The organism is Bradyrhizobium sp. 159, assembly GCF_023073795.1.
In the GTDB taxonomy this organism is placed as follows: Bacteria; Pseudomonadota; Alphaproteobacteria; order Rhizobiales; family Xanthobacteraceae; genus Bradyrhizobium.
Genome location: NZ_JADPKE010000057.1, coordinates 41,446 through 58,476 on the forward strand (window position 1 = coordinate 41,446; position 17,031 = coordinate 58,476).

General features: G+C 64.2%; 15 protein-coding genes, 1 tRNA gene and 1 pseudogene. 4 read left to right on the forward strand and 13 right to left on the reverse strand.

From position 1 onward, the window contains the following. Positions 1–20: 20 nt before the first annotated feature. The 5 genes from rlmH to proB all read right to left on the reverse strand — a co-directional run bounded on the left by rlmH (position 21) and on the right by proB (position 4,459). On the reverse strand, positions 21–503 hold the full coding sequence (gene rlmH / locus IVA96_RS15430) for a 23S rRNA (pseudouridine(1915)-N(3))-methyltransferase RlmH (protein WP_247281223.1): 483 nt from the start codon (positions 501–503) through the stop codon (positions 21–23). Between the two features lie 97 nt (positions 504–600). Continuing rightward, on the reverse strand, positions 601–957 hold the full coding sequence (gene rsfS, locus IVA96_RS15435; RefSeq protein WP_024338888.1) for a ribosome silencing factor: 357 nt from the start codon (positions 955–957) through the stop codon (positions 601–603). 211 nt (positions 958–1,168) lie between these two features. Next, a complete protein-coding gene (locus IVA96_RS15440; protein ID WP_247281222.1) occupies positions 1,169–1,813 on the reverse strand; it encodes a nicotinate-nucleotide adenylyltransferase in 645 nt (214 codons plus the stop codon). 16 nt (positions 1,814–1,829) lie between these two features. After that, positions 1,830–3,125 carry a glutamate-5-semialdehyde dehydrogenase gene (locus IVA96_RS15445; RefSeq protein ID WP_247281221.1) on the reverse strand — a complete coding sequence of 432 codons (1,296 nt, stop codon included), beginning with the start codon at positions 3,123–3,125 and terminating at the stop codon, positions 1,830–1,832. 212 nt (positions 3,126–3,337) lie between these two features. Next, complete coding sequence (gene proB / locus IVA96_RS15450) at positions 3,338–4,459, reverse strand: glutamate 5-kinase (RefSeq protein ID WP_247281220.1); 1,122 nt, start codon at positions 4,457–4,459, stop codon at positions 3,338–3,340. Between the two features lie 348 nt (positions 4,460–4,807). Between proB and IVA96_RS15455 the strand changes: the two are divergent. After that, positions 4,808–5,619 (forward strand): annotated as a pseudogene (locus IVA96_RS15455) (tripartite tricarboxylate transporter substrate-binding protein). A 251-nt stretch (positions 5,620–5,870) separates the two neighbouring features. Here the strand turns inward: IVA96_RS15455 and IVA96_RS15460 are convergent. The 3 genes from IVA96_RS15460 to IVA96_RS15470 all read right to left on the reverse strand — a co-directional run bounded on the left by IVA96_RS15460 (position 5,871) and on the right by IVA96_RS15470 (position 9,327). Continuing rightward, positions 5,871–7,505 (reverse strand): alkaline phosphatase family protein, encoded by a 1,635-nt coding sequence (locus tag IVA96_RS15460; protein ID WP_247281218.1) that lies wholly within the window; start codon positions 7,503–7,505, stop codon positions 5,871–5,873. A 214-nt stretch (positions 7,506–7,719) separates the two neighbouring features. After that, a complete protein-coding gene (obgE, locus tag IVA96_RS15465; RefSeq protein ID WP_247281217.1) occupies positions 7,720–8,760 on the reverse strand; it encodes a GTPase ObgE in 1,041 nt (346 codons plus the stop codon). Positions 8,761–8,844: 84 nt separating this feature from the next. Next, positions 8,845–9,327, reverse strand: a complete 483-nt coding sequence (locus IVA96_RS15470; RefSeq protein ID WP_247281216.1) for a MaoC family dehydratase — start codon at positions 9,325–9,327, stop codon at positions 8,845–8,847. Between the two features lie 123 nt (positions 9,328–9,450). On the opposite strand from IVA96_RS15470, the gene IVA96_RS15475 reads away from it, so the two are divergent. Further along, positions 9,451–10,365 (forward strand): DMT family transporter, encoded by a 915-nt coding sequence (locus IVA96_RS15475; RefSeq protein ID WP_247281215.1) that lies wholly within the window; start codon positions 9,451–9,453, stop codon positions 10,363–10,365. A gap of 171 nt (positions 10,366–10,536) precedes the next feature. Here the strand turns inward: IVA96_RS15475 and IVA96_RS15480 are convergent, their stop codons facing one another. The 3 genes from IVA96_RS15480 to rplU all read right to left on the reverse strand — a co-directional run bounded on the left by IVA96_RS15480 (position 10,537) and on the right by rplU (position 12,040). Further along, positions 10,537–11,130, reverse strand: coding sequence for a GNAT family N-acetyltransferase (locus tag IVA96_RS15480; protein WP_247418103.1), 594 nt, complete (start codon positions 11,128–11,130; stop codon positions 10,537–10,539). A 152-nt stretch (positions 11,131–11,282) separates the two neighbouring features. Further along, on the reverse strand, positions 11,283–11,552 hold the full coding sequence (rpmA, locus tag IVA96_RS15485) for a 50S ribosomal protein L27 (protein ID WP_018643862.1): 270 nt from the start codon (positions 11,550–11,552) through the stop codon (positions 11,283–11,285). Positions 11,553–11,653: 101 nt separating this feature from the next. Then, positions 11,654–12,040 (reverse strand): 50S ribosomal protein L21, encoded by a 387-nt coding sequence (gene rplU, locus IVA96_RS15490; RefSeq protein ID WP_247279921.1) that lies wholly within the window; start codon positions 12,038–12,040, stop codon positions 11,654–11,656. Positions 12,041–12,374: 334 nt separating this feature from the next. Between rplU and IVA96_RS15495 the strand changes: the two genes are divergently transcribed. Then, on the forward strand, positions 12,375–13,505 hold the full coding sequence (locus IVA96_RS15495) for an ROK family protein (protein ID WP_247418105.1): 1,131 nt from the start codon (positions 12,375–12,377) through the stop codon (positions 13,503–13,505). Positions 13,506–13,893: 388 nt separating this feature from the next. Here IVA96_RS15495 and IVA96_RS15500 read toward each other — a convergent pair whose 3' ends face one another. Beyond that, positions 13,894–14,757, reverse strand: coding sequence for an alpha/beta hydrolase (locus tag IVA96_RS15500; RefSeq protein WP_247279919.1), 864 nt, complete (start codon positions 14,755–14,757; stop codon positions 13,894–13,896). 234 nt (positions 14,758–14,991) lie between these two features. On the opposite strand from IVA96_RS15500, the gene IVA96_RS15505 reads away from it, so the two are divergent. Continuing rightward, positions 14,992–15,081 (forward strand) — tRNA-Ser (locus tag IVA96_RS15505). Between the two features lie 467 nt (positions 15,082–15,548). On the opposite strand, the gene IVA96_RS15510 is transcribed toward IVA96_RS15505, so the two are convergent. Next, the gene (locus tag IVA96_RS15510; protein ID WP_247279918.1) at positions 15,549–16,916 is read right to left on the reverse strand and encodes a PLP-dependent aminotransferase family protein; all 1,368 of its coding nucleotides are present in this window, start codon (positions 16,914–16,916) and stop codon (positions 15,549–15,551) included. Between the last annotated feature and the right edge of the window lie 115 nt (positions 16,917–17,031).

The window sequence follows — 17,031 nt, forward strand, 5'->3', positions numbered from 1 at the left end:
GGTGCTCGTTGTGGCGCGCATCACGCGCGGTGATAGGGGTGGCCGGCCAGAATGGTGGCGGCCCGATAAAGCTGTTCCAGAAGCATGACGCGGACCATTTGGTGCGGCCAGGTCGCAGAGCCGAACGCGATCGCGAGCTTGGCCTTACGGCGCAATTCGGGCGAAAGTCCGTCCGCCCCTCCGATCACGAAGATAGTATGTCCGGCGCCTTCGTCCCGCCAGCGCGCCAGATGCCGTGCGAATACGGTGGAGTCCAGATTCTGACCGCGCTCGTCCAGCGCCACCAGGACCGCCTTCTCCGGAATATGGGCCGAGATCGCCGCGGCCTCTTCAGCCATCCGCGTTGCTGCGTCGCGCGCCCGGCTCTCCGCAAGTTCGTAAATCGAGAGGTCGCGAAATCCGAGCTTGCGGCCGGCCTCGGCGAACCGCTCGAAATAGCGATCGGCAAGCTCCCGTTCGGGGCCCTGCTTCAGCCGGCCCACCGCAATGACAGCAACACGCATGATGGCTTCAGCGTCGTGTTTTCAAGGTCGCGCGCATCAGACGCGCGCACGACGCTAGCATGCGCGTCAGCCGATTCGAAATCGGCTCGTCAGGCCTCTAGATCGCCTTCGCCGCCCCTGGGCCCTGCGTGTACAATCGCTCGAGATTGTAGAACTCGCGGACCTCGGGTCTGAACACGTGCACGATCACGTCGCCGGAATCGATCAGCACCCAGTCGCAATTGGGCAAGCCCTCGACATGGATGTTCTTGATGCCGTTTTCCTTGAGGCTTTTGGTGACGTTTTCCGCGATCGCGCCAACGTGCCGGTTAACCCGGCCGGTGGTAACGATCATGTAGTCGGAGTACGCCGATTTGCCGCGAAGGTCGATTGTGACCGTCTCTTCCGCCTTCATGTCCTCGAGGCGGGAGAGGATCAGGCTCAGCGTCTTGTCGGCGTCGGGTTGCGCCTTCAAGGCAGCTTTGGACGATGTTTTACGCGTAGGCTTAGCAACCTTGGGTAAAACAGACTTGGACAATACAGATGTGGCCAGGGACCATTCCTTTCACTGTATCGCGAACGCCGAATCCGGCGCTCACCGGTTACACTACATCATGTGGGGTTAAGGGTTTCAATATGCCAGAGAGCCTCAAATCCACACACTCCGTCTCACTTCGTACCTTTTCTCACTTCGTACCTTTCCAGCTCCCGTCCGGGTTCCGCAGGCCCGTCGACGAGAGATTCAGCTTCAATCCGGTCAGGAACACCCAGGCCGGCGCCGGCCGATCCGCAAGCAGTGCCGCCTTATTCTCGGGCAAGCGGTAGCGCGCCAGTGCCTTGGCGGCAGGAGAGGCGAGGGCACGAAAACTTTGCGGCGGGCGATCGATGACCGCAATCGGCACCTGGGCGGCGATCCGCCGCCAGTCCTGCCAACGGTGGAATTGAGCGAGGTTGTCGGCGCCCATGATCCAGACAAAGCGCAAGCCGGGTAAACGGCGGCGCAAGATGTTGATCGTGTCGATAGTGTAGCGCGTGCGAATGACGGATTCGAGACAGCTCACCTCGATCCTGGGATCGGCCGCGACGTCACGCGCCGCCTGCATGCGCGCGCCGACCTCATGCAGCGTGCCGTTCTCCTTGAGCGGATTGCCTGGCGTCACCAGCCACCAGACGCGATCGAGCTGTAATCGCTTCAGCGCGAATTGGCTGATTGCGCGATGGGCCTGGTGCGGCGGATTGAACGAGCCGCCGAGCAGGCCGACGCGCATGCCCTGGGTGTAGGGCGGGATCGCTTGCGCCACGAAGCGCGGCACGACGAAATTGTTGCTCAATGCCCGCCCCGAGCGGCTACGGCCGCGTCTGCCCGGTGCCGAGGACCCGGTATTTGAAGCTCGTCAGCTGCTCGGCGCCAACAGGTCCGCGGGCATGGAAGCGGCCGGTGGCGATGCCGATCTCCGCACCGAAGCCGAACTCGCCGCCATCGGCAAACTGCGTCGAAGCGTTGTGCAGCACGATCGCGGAATCGACCTCGCTCAGGAATTTCTTCGCGGCGACCTCGTCCGCGCTCACGATGGCGTCGGTGTGATGCGAGCCGTGGTTCCGGATGTGCGCGATCGCGCCGTCGACGCCGTCGACCACTTTCGCTGCGATGATCGCATCGAGATATTCAGTATTCCAATCGTCTTCGCTGGCAGGCTTTACGCGTGCGTCGGTCTTCTGCACCGCATCGTCGCCGCGCACTTCGCACCCGGCATCCAACAGCATCTCGACCAGCGGCTTCAGGCTCCTTGCGGCTCCCGCACGATCGACCAGCAGCGTCTCGGCGGCGCCGCAGACACCGGTGCGGCGCATTTTTGCGTTGAGCACGATCGATTTTGCCATGGCGAGGTCGGCGCTGGCATCGATGTAGACGTGATTGACCCCTTCGAGATGCGCGAACACCGGCACGCGCGCTTCCTGCTCGACGCGCGCGACGAGGCTCTTGCCCCCGCGCGGCACGATCACGTCGATCGCGCCATTCAATCCTGACAGCATCATGCCGACCGCCGCGCGGTCGCGCGTCGGCACCAGCGTGATCGCGGCTTCGGGCAGGCCGGCTTCGCGCAGGCCTTGCACCAGGCATTCATGGATGGCGCGGCAGGAGCGGAAACTGTCGGAGCCGCCGCGCAGGATCACGGCATTGCCGGACTTCAGGCACAGCACGCCGGCATCGGCCGCAACATTCGGCCTGCTCTCGAAGATCACGCCGACGACGCCGAGCGGCACGCGCACGCGCTCGATGGTCATGCCGTTCGGCCGCTGCCAGCTTTCAGTAACGACACCGATCGGATCGGCAATGCCGCGCACGGTGCTGATGCCCTCCGCCATCCCTGCGACGCGCGCCGGCGTCAGCGTCAGGCGGTCGATGAAGGAGGCGGTCGCGTTGCCGGAGGCGCGGGCTTCAGCGACGTCCTCGGCATTGGCGGCGAGGATCGCCGCAGCGTTGCCGCGGATCGCCCGCTCCATGGCTTCCAGCGCCCGGTTCTTCTGCTCCGGCAGCGCCAGCGCGAGCACGCGCGCGGCTGCGCGGGCACGGGTACCGAGATCGGACATCAGCGCCTGGAGATCGGCATTGCCGTCAACGGCTTTGAGGGGGGCGGCCATGGGAGTCAACCTTCTGCTAAGGCGGTGTCCTAGCACGGAAATCCTGCGTCTGCGAAGGGCGGGGACGGTATGGCTGGTCTCCCGGCGAACTGGTGCAACAAGGCCATTGGCCCAACCGCGATGTCATGGCCGGGCTTGACCCGGCCATCCACGCCTTTTGCGGCTCGAAGAACGTCGATGCCCGGGACAAGCCCGGCCTGACGGCAAAGGCCTTAACCGCCCACCACCAGGTCGTCGCGGTGGATCATCTCCGACCGCCCGCTGATGCCGAGGATCGCCATCACGTCCGGGGACGAGCGGCCCTTGATCCGCTCGGCGACTTCGGCGTCATAGGCGATCAGGCCGCGGCCGACCTCGCTGGCATCGGGACCGCGCACGATCACGGCGTCGCCGCGGGCGAACTGGCCCTCGACCTTGATCACGCCGGCCGGCAACAGGCTGGCGCCGGCGCGCAGCGCCGTCACCGCGCCCGCATCGATGGTCAGCGTGCCCTTCGGCTCCAGCGTGCCCGCGATCCAGCGCTTTCGCGAGGTGATGGGATTGGCCGGCGTCAGAAACCAGGTGCAGCGGCCGCCATCGGCGATGGCCTGGAGGGGGTGCTCGATCTTGCCGGAGGCGATCAGCATGTGCGTGCCGCCCGTGGTGGCGATCTTGGCCGCCTCGACCTTGGTGCGCATGCCGCCGCGCGATAGCTCGGACTCGGCGTCCCCGGCCACCGCCTCGATCTCTGAGGAGATGCTCTCGACCACAGGAATGAGTGTTGCGTTCGGGTTGTTCTTGGGCGGAGCATCGTAGAGGCCATCAATGTCGGACAGCAGCACCAGCAGGTCGGCGCTCGCCATGGTGGCGACGCGCGCGGCAAGGCGGTCATTGTCGCCGTAGCGGATCTCGTTGGTGGCCACCGTGTCATTCTCGTTGATCACGGGGATGGCGCGCCATTCCAGCAGCTTGCCGATGGTGGAGCGCGCATTGAGATAGCGGCGGCGCTCCTCAGTGTCCTGAAGCGTCACCAGGATCTGGCCGGCTTCGATGCCGTGCGCGCCGAGCACTTCCGACCAGATTCGCGCCAGCGCAATCTGGCCGACGGCGGCGGCGGCCTGGCTCTCCTCGAGCTTCAGCGGGCCGCGCGGCAATTTGAGGCGGCTGCGGCCGAGCGCGATCGAACCGGAGGAGACCACCAGCACATCGCGGCCCTCGCGGTGCAGCTTGGCCATGTCGTCCGCCAGCGCCGCGAGCCAGGACGCGCGCACCTCACCCCTGTCGGAATCGACCAGCAGCGCGGAGCCGACCTTGACGACGATACGGCGGAATTGACTGAGTTCGGGGCTGGCCATGTGGGTAGATGTGTTGGCGCTGGATGCGATTGTTCGGAAAACGGCGGAGCAGACGGCGCCGATGAGCCCTGCTTTTGCAGCAGGACGGTGACGGGCGCAAGGCAGCCGCCATGGTAAACGGCGAATGTCGGCCTTGTGTCGGGCGTCCGCCCGGCTCTAATTGCGGTCAACGATAAAGGGCCGAAGAGGAAACGAATGGATCGCCGCAAATTCATGGCCGGATGTCTCGGGCTGCCGCTGCTGGCGCAGGCGGGTGGGGCGCAAGCGCAGGCCGGGCTCACAAAGATCATCTTCCCGTTCGCAGCGGGAGCAGGCGGCGACACGCTGTGCCGGCTGATCGCGCTGGAGATGGCGCCGGTGCTGCAACGGACCATCGTGGTCGAGAACCGCACCGGCGGCGACGGGCTGATCGGCATCAAGGCGGTCAAAGGCGGCAGTCCCGACGGCAGCATGGTGCTGGTGACGACGGGGCCGACCATGTATCTGCTGCCGATGGTGGAGACGACGCCGAGCTTCGACACGGCGAAGGACTTCTTGCCGGTGTCGCTCTTGGCGCGGTTCGAATTTGCGCTGGTGATCAACCCGGCGGTCGACGCCACTGATTTCAAGAGCTTTGTGACATGGCTGAAGGCGCATCCGGACAAGACCTCGTTCGGGGTGCCCAACAATGGCACCATCCCACATTTCATGGGCTCCAAGCTCGAGAAGGACCTCGGCATTCCCCTGACCCGCGTGCCCTATCGCGGCAGCGCACCCATCCTCAACGACATCGTCGGCGACCACATCTCGTTCGGCATCACCACGTTGGCCGATGCTCTGCCGCAACATCGTGCCAAGGGCGTGAAGATCATCGCGGTCGCGAGCGCGGAACGATCGCCGTTTGCACCAGACGTTCCGACGCTGAGGGAGAGCGGCATCGATTTGTCGCCGACGCCTGGTACGGCATGTGGCTTCCGGCGGGCAGCCCGCAGGAGTTCGCGAGCAAGCTCGGCGCCGCCGCGCGCGCCGCGCTCGCCAAGCCCGAGGTGAAGGAGAAGCTGACGGCGATCGGGCTCATTCCGGTCGGGTCGACACCGGAAGGCTTGACGAAAGAGCTCGCAGCAAGCATCGCGTTATGGCAACCGATCGTGAAGGCGACGGGATACAGGATCGAGAATTAAGGCGTTGCTCGCACAACGCACCCCGCCGTCATGGCCGGGATTGATTCGGCCATCCATGCGCTTCCGCGCTCGACGCAAGACGTGGATGCCCGGCACAAGCCCGGGCATGACGAGCTGAGCGAGCAGCGCGCTCTCTATCCCTCATCCTGAGGCGCCGCAAAGCGGCGTCTCGAAGGATGAAAGGCCCGCGCTGTCGCAGCGAGGCCTGCATGGTTCGAGACGGCGCTTCGCGCCTCCTCACCATGAGGGGCTTAGAGCTTCCCTCGCTGCGCAATGCCGTCCTTGATCGTCGCCAGTTCGGCTTCGTCCCAGACGCCGATCAGAATGCCGCCCTTCACCTGGAGCTGGTTGTCCGCATAGGCCGCGATCTTCTCGCGCGGCGTCGTGATGTGGTCGTTCGGATGCAGCGCCCAGTCGAACAGCTCGGCCTGCAACCGCGCGATGATGCCGGCGCAACCGGGGTCATCGCCGCGGTCCACAAATTCGTCCGGATCGGTTTCGAGGTCATACAGCATGGGGCGGAAGCCGGAGGCGTGGATATATTTCCAGCGGCCGTCGAACACCATGAACAGGCGGCAGCGCTCGATGGGCTGGTTCAACTTCAGCCGCACATCCTGCATGGCGTAGTCATATTCGGAGAACGCCACACTGCGCCAATCTGATGGCGTGCGGCCGCGCAGCAGCGGCAGCAGCGAACGCCCTTCGAGAATGTGTCCCGGCACCTTGCCACCGAAATAGTCGAGGAAGGTCGGCGCGAGGTCGATCGCCTCGACCAGTGCATCGCTACGTGTGCCGCGCGTGGCGTCGGCCTCTTGCGACGGATCGATCACGATCAGCGGAATCTTCGCTGATTGCTCGTGGAACAGGTCCTTCTCGCCCATCCAGTGATCACCGAGATAATCGCCGTGATCGGAGGTGAACACGATCATGGTTGTCTCCAACAGGCCGCGCGCCTCCAGGAACTTCATCAGCACGCCCATCTGGTCGTCGATCTGGGTGATCAGGCCCATATAGGTCGGGATCACTTTCTCGCGGGCATCGTCGCGCGCCATGTTGCGGGAGTAGCGCATGTCCATGTAGGCGCCGAACACCGGATGCGGATTCTGGCGCTCGCGCTCGGAGCGGATCACCGGAATCATGTCTGACGTCGAATACATGCTGGCGTAGGGCTCTGGCGCGATATAGGGCCAGTGCGGCTTGATGTAGGACAGATGCAGGCACCACGGGCTGCCATCGGTCTCGGCCTCGGTGATGAAGTCCATCGCACGCCGCGTCATGTAGGGCGTCTCGGAGTGCTCGTCCGGCACGCGCGCGGCCTTGTCGGCATGCACCAGCAGCCAGCCGTTCTGCAACGAGCCGTCGTCGGCCGCGCCGGAATTGGCCCAATGCTCCCAAGGATTAGTAGCCTCAAAGCCCTGCTGGCGCAGATATTCATCGTATTTCGGGCGCGGCCGACCGGTCGGGTGCAGGCCGTCATCACGCTCGTAAGGTTCAAAGCCGCATTCGGAGACATGCACGCCGATGACTGATTTCGGCGGGATGCCGAGCGCCTTCATGCCTTCCAGATCGGGCGCCATGTGGGTCTTGCCAACCAGCACGTTGCGCACGCCGATCTTGTTGAGGTGATCGCCGAGCGTGGGCTCGCCGACGCGCAAGGGCCAGCCATTCCAGTGCGAGCCGTGCGAGCGCATGTAGCGTCCGGTGTAGAACGACATCCGCGACGGACCGCAGATCGGCGACTGCACGTAGGCCTTGGTGAAGAGCACGCCGCGCTTGGCCATGGCGTCGATGTTGGGCGTCTTCAGCGTGGGATGGCCGGTGCAGCCGAGATAGTCATAGCGAAGCTGGTCGCACATGATCCAGAGAACGTTCTTCGCGCCCGCCATGCGTCTCGCTCCTGACTTCGTTTGCTGGATATTGCGCTATCGATGCCGCGAAGAAAACCTCTCCCGAAGGGAGAGGTCGGCATCGGCCGACCTTGGCGGCCGTACTTAGCAGAACGCCGAAGCAAGCTTCGGCTACGGCGCCGGGTGAGGGGTCCGCTCTCTTGTCGGACGTTGGCCCGCTGCGCAGAGGTGTGGAGGGAGCGCGTCGCTCTCCTCAAGCCGACCACGGCTCCGCTTCGGCGGCGCTCTTGGCCTTGGCGGAGACCGGGTTCTCGCCGATCACGTCGGCCAGCGCGCGCAGCGCTTCCTTGACGCCCTGGCCGGTCACGGCGGACAGCAGCAGCGGCGTCTTCTTGGCGGCGCGCTTCAAGCGGTCCTTCTGCTTTTTCAATTCGTCCGGCTCGACCGCATCGATCTTGTTGAGCGCGACGATCTCGATCTTGTCCGTGAGCTGGCCGCCATAGGCATCGAGCTCGGTCCGCACCGTCTTGTAGGCCTTGCCGGCATGTTCGCAGGTCGCGTCGACAAGATGCAGCAGCACGCGGCAGCGTTCGACATGGCCGAGGAAGCGGTCGCCGAGACCGGCGCCTTCATGCGCGCCTTCGATCAGACCCGGAATGTCCGCCAGCACGAATTCGCGGCCGTCGGCATTCACGACACCGAGCTGCGGATGCAGCGTGGTGAAGGGATAGTCGGCGATCTTCGGCTTTGCTGCGCTGACCTTGCTGAGGAAGGTCGACTTGCCGGCATTGGGCAGGCCGACGAGTCCGGCATCCGCGATCAGTTTCAGCCGCAGCCAGATCCAGCGCTCCTCGCCGGGCTGGCCGGGATTGGCGTTGCGTGGGGCGCGGTTGGTCGAGGTCTTGAAATGCGCGTTGCCGAAGCCGCCATTGCCGCCCTCGGCAAGGACGAATCTTTCGCCGACCTTGGTGAAGTCGTGGATCAGCGTCTCGCGGTCTTCGTCGAAGATCTGCGTGCCCATCGGCACTTTCAGCACGATGTTCTTGCCATTGGCGCCATGGCGGTCCGAGCCCGAGCCATTCTCACCCTTCTGGGCTTTAAAATGCTGCTGATAGCGATAGTCGATCAGCGTGTTGAGGCCATCGGCGACCTCGATAATGACATTGCCGCCGCGGCCGCCATTGCCTCCGGAGGGGCCGCCGAATTCGATGAACTTCTCGCGGCGGAACGCCACGCAGCCGTTCCCGCCGTCACCGGAGCGGATATAGACCTTTGCTTCGTCGAGGAATTTCATGGGCCATAGGTAGGCCAGCCGATCCCGCGCGGCAACCCGAACTTCTCCGTCAATCGGCCGAATTTCGGCGATTTTGCCCCGTGCTTAACCCGCTGGTCGCCGCCGGATCAGGAATTTCTGCGTGCCCTCCAGCACTAGCTCCTTGCGCTGGTTGAACACGGTGCTTCTGAGCGTCACGGCGCCGGTCGTGCGCCCCGGCACCAGCTCGGTGATTTCAAGCGTGGGATAGATGGTATCGTCGGCGAACACGGGCTTGAGGAACCGGCTTGATTGCTCGAGGAAGCCGACCAGCGACTCCTCGACCATGAACGGAAACAGGCCGGCCCCTGGCGCGGTGTGAATCAAGGTCTGAAAGCCGTGGGCGAGCAGATGCGGCATGCCGCGGCTGCGGCAATATTCCACGTCGTAGTGCACCGGATGAGTGTCGCCGCTCGCGGTCTGGAACGCCGCGAACACGGCGGACGTCTGGGTGCGGCTGGGCAGCACGAAGCGCTCGCCGAGGACGAAATCCTCAAACCAGCGTTGCGTGGGGATCATGCGGTGCTGGGAGGGATCGAAGTCGGTCATGCGCTACACCATTCGGAACGGACCCGGTGCATGATCCCTATCGCGCTCCGCGCAGTGCGACAATGCGTTCAATTCACCAGAGGTGGACTTGTCCGGCGCGCCCACGCGATTAAAACGACGCAAATGCCCTTCTTCAAGTCTCTCTCCGCCTATGACGACCGCTCGGCACGGCTCGCCGGCATCGCCTTGATGGTGCTGTCGATCTTCCTGTTCTCGTTCGGCGACGCCATGGGCAAGTTCCTGGTCGGCACCTATTCGGTGGGGCAGCTCTTGTTCCTGCGCGCCTGCGCGGCGCTGCTCTTGCTGTCGCCGCTGATCTGGCGGCAGCGTCGCCAATTCCTGGAGCTGGAGCGGCCGCGGCTGCAGCTGTTTCGCGTCGTGCTGTCGACGCTGGAGGTGGCCGCCTTCTTCCTCGCGACCGTCTATCTGCCGCTCGCCGACGTCATCACTTATTATCTGGCCGGCCCCATCTTCGTCACCGCGATGTCGGCGATCTTTCTGGGCGAGCGGGTCGGCTGGCGGCGCTGGACCGCGATCCTGATCGGTTTCTGCGGCGTCTTGATCGCGCTGCGGCCATCCGCGCAGACCGTAAGCCTGCCGGCGCTGATCGCGCTCGGCGGCAGCCTGTCGTTTGCGACGCTGATGCTGATCACGCGCAGCCTGCGCAAGACGCCTGACATCGTGATGGCGTCCTCGCAATTCATCGGCACGTTTTCGCTGGGGGCCGTGCTCTCTGCATTTCACTGGGTGCCGCCGACATCGGGCAGCCTCCTGATCTTCGCACTGGCGGGATGCGTCTCGGTCACCGCGCTGTTCTGCGTCAACCGCTCGCTCAAGCTCGCGCCGGCCAGCGTCGTGGTGCCCTACCAATATTCGATGATCGTCTGGGCCGTGATCTTCGGCTTCGTCGTGTTCGGCGACGTGCCTGAGGTCGCAACGCTCGTCGGCGCAGCCATCATCATCGGTGCCGGGTTCTATATCTACTTGCGGGAGCGCGATCTCGGGCGTGAAAGCGCAGAAGTGAATCCGCCGGCTTGATCCCCACCCTCCCCTGGAGGGGGAGGGTCGCTACGCATGCAGCGAAGCGCAATGCGTAGCGGGGTGGGGTGACGCTCTCTCCGCATTGAACGCTACCCGAGTGGGGAGATCACCCCCCGCTCGCGCTTCGCGCGATCGACCCTCCCCCTCCAGGGGAGGGTGATTCGCCCACTACCTCACCCGCCTTGCACTGCTCCAGCTTTTGAGCGACGCCCACACGCCGCGCGACAGGCGGAAGCAATCGACGGGCGTGGACGATCCAAGCGCCAGGAAGCGGTGCAGCTGGACGCCGCTCCACTGGAAGCCGCACTTCTCCAGTACCTTGCGCGAGGCCGGGTTGGTGACGCGCGCGCCGGCATAGAGCTGGTCGTCCTCGAACTCCTCGAAGAAGAAGTCGATCGCGCCGCGCGCGGCCTCGGTGGCAAAGCCCTGGCCCCAATGCTGGACGCCGAGCCAGTAGCCGAGCTCGGCATTGTCCGGTGTGGAGCAGTCGATGCCGACCATGCCGATCGGCCCAGAATCGTGCTCGATCAGGAATACGGTCTCGCTGCCGAGCGCGGCGGTGGCGCGGATGAATTCAACAGCGTCATCCTGCGAATAGGGATGCGGGAGGCGGCGGGTGTTTTCTGCGATGCGGCGGTCGTTGGCGAGCCGCGCGATGGTCCTGACGTCGGCCAGTGTCGGCCGCCGCAACGTCAGCCGCTCGGTGGCGACGACGCTCGGTCTCGCCTCCTGCAAGGTCACGCTCGAGAAATCCTGCAACATGTCCGGCTCCTGGAAAGTCACTAATTCCAAAGTGAGTAAGTCAAAGAAAAGGGGAGGCCGGTTTCCCGCCTCCCCTGGAGCCTTCGATCACTTGATCTCTAGGACTCCGCCGGTTTGGTCAGGACCCGGCGGACTCCAATTTGGTCCACCGTCTATTCAGCCGCCTCAGCGATCGGGAGCACCGATACGAAGGTGCGGCCGTTGGCTTTGGCCTGGAACGCAACACGACCCTCGACCTTGGCGAACAAAGTGTGGTCCGTGCCCATGCCGACATTAAGGCCGGGGTGCCAGGTGGTGCCGCGCTGACGCGCAATGATGTTGCCGGGGGTGACGATCTCCCCGCCGAACGCCTTGATGCCGAGGCGCTTGCCCTTCGAATCGCGTCCGTTACGCGATGAACCGCCTGCTTTTTTGTGAGCCATGGCTCGTCTCCGAAATCCTACGTATGTCTAGATCAATTCCTTGACGGAATCATTTCACGATTTCTCACGCATCAATTCGTGAATTGGCGTGATCAAATCTTTTATTCGGCGGCTTCCTGTGCGGACTCCTTGGCCACCTTCTCCTTCTTCGGACGCGGGCCCTTGGTGGGCTTGGCGCCGTCCGTCAGGATCTCGCTGACGCGCAGCACCGTGATCTCGTCGCGGTAGCCGCGCTTGCGGCGCGAGTTCTTGCGGCGGCGCTTCTTGAACGCGATGACCTTCGGTCCGCGCTTGTGGTCGAGCACCTCGACCGCAACGGACGCGCCTGCGACCGTCGGGACGCCCAGGACCGGCGTGTCGCCGCCGACCACCAGAACGTCATTCAGCTGCACGATCGAGCCGACTTCGCCTTCGATCTTGCCTACTTCGAGAACATCATCCGGCACGACGCGGTATTGCTTGCCGCCGGTTTTGATGACTGCGAACATCGTTTTTTCCTTCGTGTTCAATCCCGGCCTCGCGACGAGAAGCGTCGGGGCCGGCTTTTTGTCAGTCGCTACGGGTTTATGCGAGTTTTGTGCGGGCGGGACTTATCCCATTGAAAACCCACGCAAAAACGAGCGGCGCGAGAAACGCCCCGCGCCGGTTGTGGGACTTATAGCCGCCGGACGCCGCAAGTCAAGGAAAACCGCCGAAAACGGCCAGGATTTGAAGGATTTTGGGCCCGTTGCGGTGCTTGGGCTGAATCTGCGGCCGGCTTGCAACCAACGAGTTCCCTCCCCGTTGTGTCCTCGCAAATCGAACACGCGGGCAAGGGCTATCATGGCAACAGACGAGCTGGTCAAGACGACGAGCATCGCCCAGCACGGGGCGAGCCGCCTGCCGTCGGTCGACGTCGACAGCTTCAACATCGAGATCAAGGACGACGAGGGCTTTCTGGGCGATCGCGCCAGCAAGGGCGCATTTCGCGAGATCCTCGAAGAGTGGCGCAAACCGCTTCGCAAGAGCGGCGAGGATCCCTTCGGCGACGAACCGTCCGACAAGATCAGCAAGAAGGTCCTCGATGCCGTTCTGGTCGGCGACGATACCGAGGCCACGGCCGTCGTGCACAGCGCGATCGAGGATTTCGCGCAGGAGCTCGCCTACGTGACGCGGCGGTTCCTCAAGACCAAGGCCTGGGCCAAGACCGAGTGCATCGTGGTCGGCGGCGGCTTTCGTGCGAGCCGGCTCGGCGAAATCGCCATTGCCCGGGCCGAGATCATCCTCAAGTCGGAAGGCTTCAAGGTCGATCTGGTGCCGATCCGCTTCGATCCTGACGACGCCGGCTTGATTGGAGCCCTGCACCTTGCGCCGTCCTGGATTTTCGAGGCCTATGACAGCATCCTCGCGGTCGATATCGGCGGCACCAACATCCGCTGCGGGATCGTTGAGACGCGCTGGAAGAAGGCGCCCGATCTGTCCAAGGCCGTCGTCTTCAAATCCGATCTGTGGCGCCATGCCGATGATGAGCCGAGCCGCGAGGCCGCGGTGAAGCGGCTCGTCAAGATGCTCGAAGGCCTCATCGAGGATGCCGAAGCCGAAGGCTTCAAGCTCGCGCCGTTCATCGGCATCGCCTGTCCCGGAGTGATCAACGCGGACGGCTCCATCGAGAAGGGCGCGCAGAATCTCCCGGGCAATTGGGAGAGCAGCAAGTTCAACCTGCCGGCGAGCCTCACCGAAGCCATCCCGCAGATCGGCGAGCACGACACCGCGATCCTGATGCACAATGACGGCGTGGTTCAGGGCCTTTCGGAAGTACCGTTCATGCAGGATGTCGACCGCTGGGGCGTCCTCACCATCGGCACCGGGCTCGGCAATGCGCGCTTCACCAACCGCCGCAAGGACAACGGCAACGGCAAAGACCGTGATTCCACGGAGAACGGGAAGAAAAAGGGCAAGGACAACAAGGAGTAACCTTGACTGGCAAGGTTAAGGGGCGGATTGCGTTGCGCCATGCCGGCTGCGCGCTACCGTCGAACCGTCGCTTCACTCGGCCGGCGAAGCCGCCCTTCCTGGCCAGTATTTCAATGAGCGGCATCGGGACCGCCAGTGTTTACCGCGTCTGGCGGTCCCACCCCGTTTTTGGAAGTATATGCGATCAGACGTAGCTCGGGCTTGCCCCCGCTTCTCCCGCAAGCGGGAGAGGCCGACGCGCTCGCAGAGCGCGGCGGGTGAGGGTTCTCGCCGCGTCGGGACGTCCTCAGCAATCCAACAATCCCATTGCGGAAACACCCTCTCCCCGACCCTCTTCCGCAAGCGGGAGAGGGAGTGCACCTCCATCATCGCACGAGCTCCCCTTGATTCAGCTCCAGCCGATGCGCTGAAAGAACGCCGCGATCTCCGCAGCCGCGCGCTCCGGATCTTCCCGATGTGGGAAGTGCCCCACGTCCGGAAACATCGCCAGATCGAGCTCGCTGAAGGTTTCCCCGAGCCGATCGGTCCAGGCATAGGGAAACAGCGGGTCGTGCTCGGCCCAGCGCACGCAGGTCGGCACATTGATCGGCGGCAGGCGCGGCGCCTCACCCTTCATCATCGCGACGCGCCCGGCATGCGAGGCGCGATAATGCGCAAAGCCGCCGGCGAGATTGCCGTCCTTGAGGAAGTTGTCGGCGAAGGCGTCGAGCACGTCGTCGAAAGCACTCTTCCGGTGCGCCCAGCCTTTCAGGAAGTGGCCGATGTAGAGCCGGCAGGTCTCGCGGCTGGCGCCGACGAGGCTGGCTGCCATCTCCATCTGGTGAAAGGACTGGTACCAGATGTGGTTGAGCCGGTCGGGCGCCACCATGCGCGGCCCGATGCCGGGATAGACGAAATCGAAGAAGAGCAGCCCGGCGAGCCGCGTCGGTGCCCGCCGGGCCAGGGGCTGCATCACGGCGCCACCGACGTCATGACCCACGACGCCGAATCGCTCGATGCCGAGCCGGTCCATCAGCGCCAGCATGTCCGCCGCGTGGCCATCCGGCCCGTAAGGGCCGTCAGGCTTGTCGCTGTCACCGAAGCCGCGCAAATCGGGCGCGATCAGCATGAAGCGGTCCGAAAGCCGCATCATCACCGGCTCCCAGGTCAGCCAGAATTCCGGCCAACCGTGCAGCAAAAGCAGCGGTTGGCCCCGCCCGGCGCGGACCAGGTGGAAATTGGCGCCATTGGCGGGGACGGTCAGATGCTCCACGGCGGTTCCTTTCGGAATGCAGCAGCGTTTTCGAGCGAAGTGACACCAGTTGGCGTCAAGAAAACGCGTCAAAACTAAAATCTAAAGCTCCGTTCCGATTCACCGGAGCGGAGCTCCAGGCCAAGAGATGAAACAGGCGGCGGATTTTCGCCTTTCGCGCCTTGTCTGGCCGGCCATCCTCGCCTATTACACGCCCCGACCACAGGGGGTTCCTACCTCTTATCGGCACCTTCAGGAGAGGTGGCAGAGTGGTTGAATGCACCGCACTCGAAATGCGGCATAGGTGCAAGCCTATCGGGGGTTCGAATCCCTCCCTCTCCGCCATTTCATCCAGCGACGTCGGAGCGTACCGGTCAAGGAATTCCGCGAGCGGATTTGGTCACGCCAATGAAGATCGGGCCGCGTCCTGACAAATGGCTGCGAAAGAAAAGCGAACCAGCGCATGCGCGGTTTTGCCGTCCGGACGATCGCCTTCTACGGTCCTGACAACACGTTCGCTTCCAAGGTTGCTGTCTCTCCTGCATCCGGGCTGAAGGAGCCGAGCCTGAGTTGCGCCGTTTGCTTTCGAATCCGCAGATGTGCGGTCGGATAAGACCACGCTTGCGGAAATTGTCGGTTTTCTTAAGCGGCATTCGGTGCGCATCGATAGCGGTGGTCGACGGAATTATCGGTTGCCCGCACGAAGAAGGTGTATTGATTCCGAGAGAGAGTCCGGTCCGCGCTGTCAATGTTGGAGGGGCAGGGATCGCTGGACGGGCGAACTGATCCTGACTGACACGGGGCTGCCCAAGTCACGCCGCGCCACCCGCCTTTAACGCCCGCCGCATCACGTCCCAAACTCGCGGATCGCTCATCTGCGCTACGTTGAACCGCATGAAGTGCGACGCCGTCTGCGACACGCTGAACACGTTGCCGGGTGCCAGCACCACATCCACCTCGAGAGCCGCGCGTGCAACGGCCGTAGCATCCTGGCTGTCCCGGAGACGGCACCACAGGAAGAAGCCGCCGCGCGGCATCAGCCATGGCTCGATGCTGAGCGCCTGAAGCTTACGCGCGACGTCGCGCCGGGCGCGCATGAGCTTTTGCCTGAGCTCGTCCATGTGCTTGCGATAGCTGCCGCCGGCCAGCACCGTTGCGATGACCTCCGTCGCGACCGGGCTCGGGCCGTCAAAGCTGGTTGCGACTTGAAGATCGACCAGATGCTCGATCCAGTCGGCACGCGCGGCGATATAGCCGCAGCGAAGCGAGGCGGAGAGCGTCTTGGAAAAGCTGCCGACGCGGATCACGCGGTTGAGCCCGTCGAGCGCTGCCAAGCGCGGCGACCGCTCCGGCTCGAAGTCGCCGAAAATGTCGTCCTCGATGATAGTGAGGTCGTGCGCGGTGGCCGCGGTCAAAAGCCGATGCGCGGTCGGAAGCGACAGCGTCGCGCCGGTCGGATTGTGGAGCGCTGAATTGGTGATGTACAGCCGCGGCCGCTCGCTGGCGAGGATCTGCTCGAAGCTTGCGACATCAGGACCCGATGACGTGTAGGGCACGCCGACGATTCTTGCCTGATGCGCCCGCAGCAAGGCGCGAAAATTGAAGTAGCAGGGATCGTCCACCAGCACGGTGTCGCCGGGACGGAGCAGGAAGCGGCAGATCAAGTCGGTCGCCTGCGTGCCTGACCCCGTCAGCATGAGCTGGTCGATCGATGCCTCGATCGCATCTTCGGCCAGGCGCGTGAGCAACAGCCGGCGCAGCGCCGGCAAACCGCGCGTGCTGCCGTAGTTGGTCAATAGGCTGGCGTCGGTGCGTGCCAGCGCGCGGGTGGCGCGTCGGAGCGCTGCTTCGGGCATCCACTCCGGAGGAAGCCAGCCGCAGCCGGGCTTTGGCGCGACTGCATCGGCGTCGAGCGACTGCCGCGAGACCCAGAACGGATCGACTTCCCGGTCGCGGCGCGGCTCGGCCTCGGTCAATGCGAGCGGCGGCATAATCGCCGGCGAGACGTAGAAGCCCGAGCCGCGGCGGGCGCGGATCAACCCTTCCGCAGCCAGACGGTCATAGGCTTCGACGACGGTCGAAGGCGAAACCCGCATCGTCGCGGCAAGGCTGCGGATCGACGGCAAGCGGTCGCCGGCGCCGAGCGCGCGGCCCGCGACCTTGGCCCGGATCGCGCTCATCACGTCTGCGGTCCGCGTTCCGTTGCGCCCTCTCGCTGATGCGTCGCTGTCCAAGTGTAGTGCCTTCCATATCCATACAGTTTCCCCAGATTGTACTGAACTGTCGCTGGCCTTG

What these genes read in the sequence shown, in the direction of transcription:
- proB (WP_247281220.1), bottom strand. Translation starts at nt 4,459, where the DNA reads ATGGCCAGCCCCGAACTCAGTCAATTCCGCCGTATCGTCGTCAAGGTC.
- rlmH (WP_247281223.1), bottom strand. Translation starts at nt 503, where the DNA reads ATGCGTGTTGCTGTCATTGCGGTGGGCCGGCTGAAGCAGGGCCCCGAA.
- obgE (WP_247281217.1), bottom strand. Translation starts at nt 8,760, where the DNA reads ATGAAATTCCTCGACGAAGCAAAGGTCTATATCCGCTCCGGTGACGGC.
- IVA96_RS15460 (WP_247281218.1), bottom strand. Translation starts at nt 7,505, where the DNA reads ATGGCGGGCGCGAAGAACGTTCTCTGGATCATGTGCGACCAGCTTCGC.
- IVA96_RS15470 (WP_247281216.1), bottom strand. Translation starts at nt 9,327, where the DNA reads ATGACCGACTTCGATCCCTCCCAGCACCGCATGATCCCCACGCAACGC.
- IVA96_RS15475 (WP_247281215.1), top strand. Translation starts at nt 9,451, where the DNA reads ATGCCCTTCTTCAAGTCTCTCTCCGCCTATGACGACCGCTCGGCACGG.
- IVA96_RS15495 (WP_247418105.1), top strand. Translation starts at nt 12,375, where the DNA reads ATGGCAACAGACGAGCTGGTCAAGACGACGAGCATCGCCCAGCACGGG.
- IVA96_RS15510 (WP_247279918.1), bottom strand. Translation starts at nt 16,916, where the DNA reads ATGAGCGCGATCCGGGCCAAGGTCGCGGGCCGCGCGCTCGGCGCCGGC.
- IVA96_RS15445 (WP_247281221.1), bottom strand. Translation starts at nt 3,125, where the DNA reads ATGGCCGCCCCCCTCAAAGCCGTTGACGGCAATGCCGATCTCCAGGCG.
- rplU (WP_247279921.1), bottom strand. Translation starts at nt 12,040, where the DNA reads ATGTTCGCAGTCATCAAAACCGGCGGCAAGCAATACCGCGTCGTGCCG.
- IVA96_RS15480 (WP_247418103.1), bottom strand. Translation starts at nt 11,130, where the DNA reads ATGTTGCAGGATTTCTCGAGCGTGACCTTGCAGGAGGCGAGACCGAGC.
- rpmA (WP_018643862.1), bottom strand. Translation starts at nt 11,552, where the DNA reads ATGGCTCACAAAAAAGCAGGCGGTTCATCGCGTAACGGACGCGATTCG.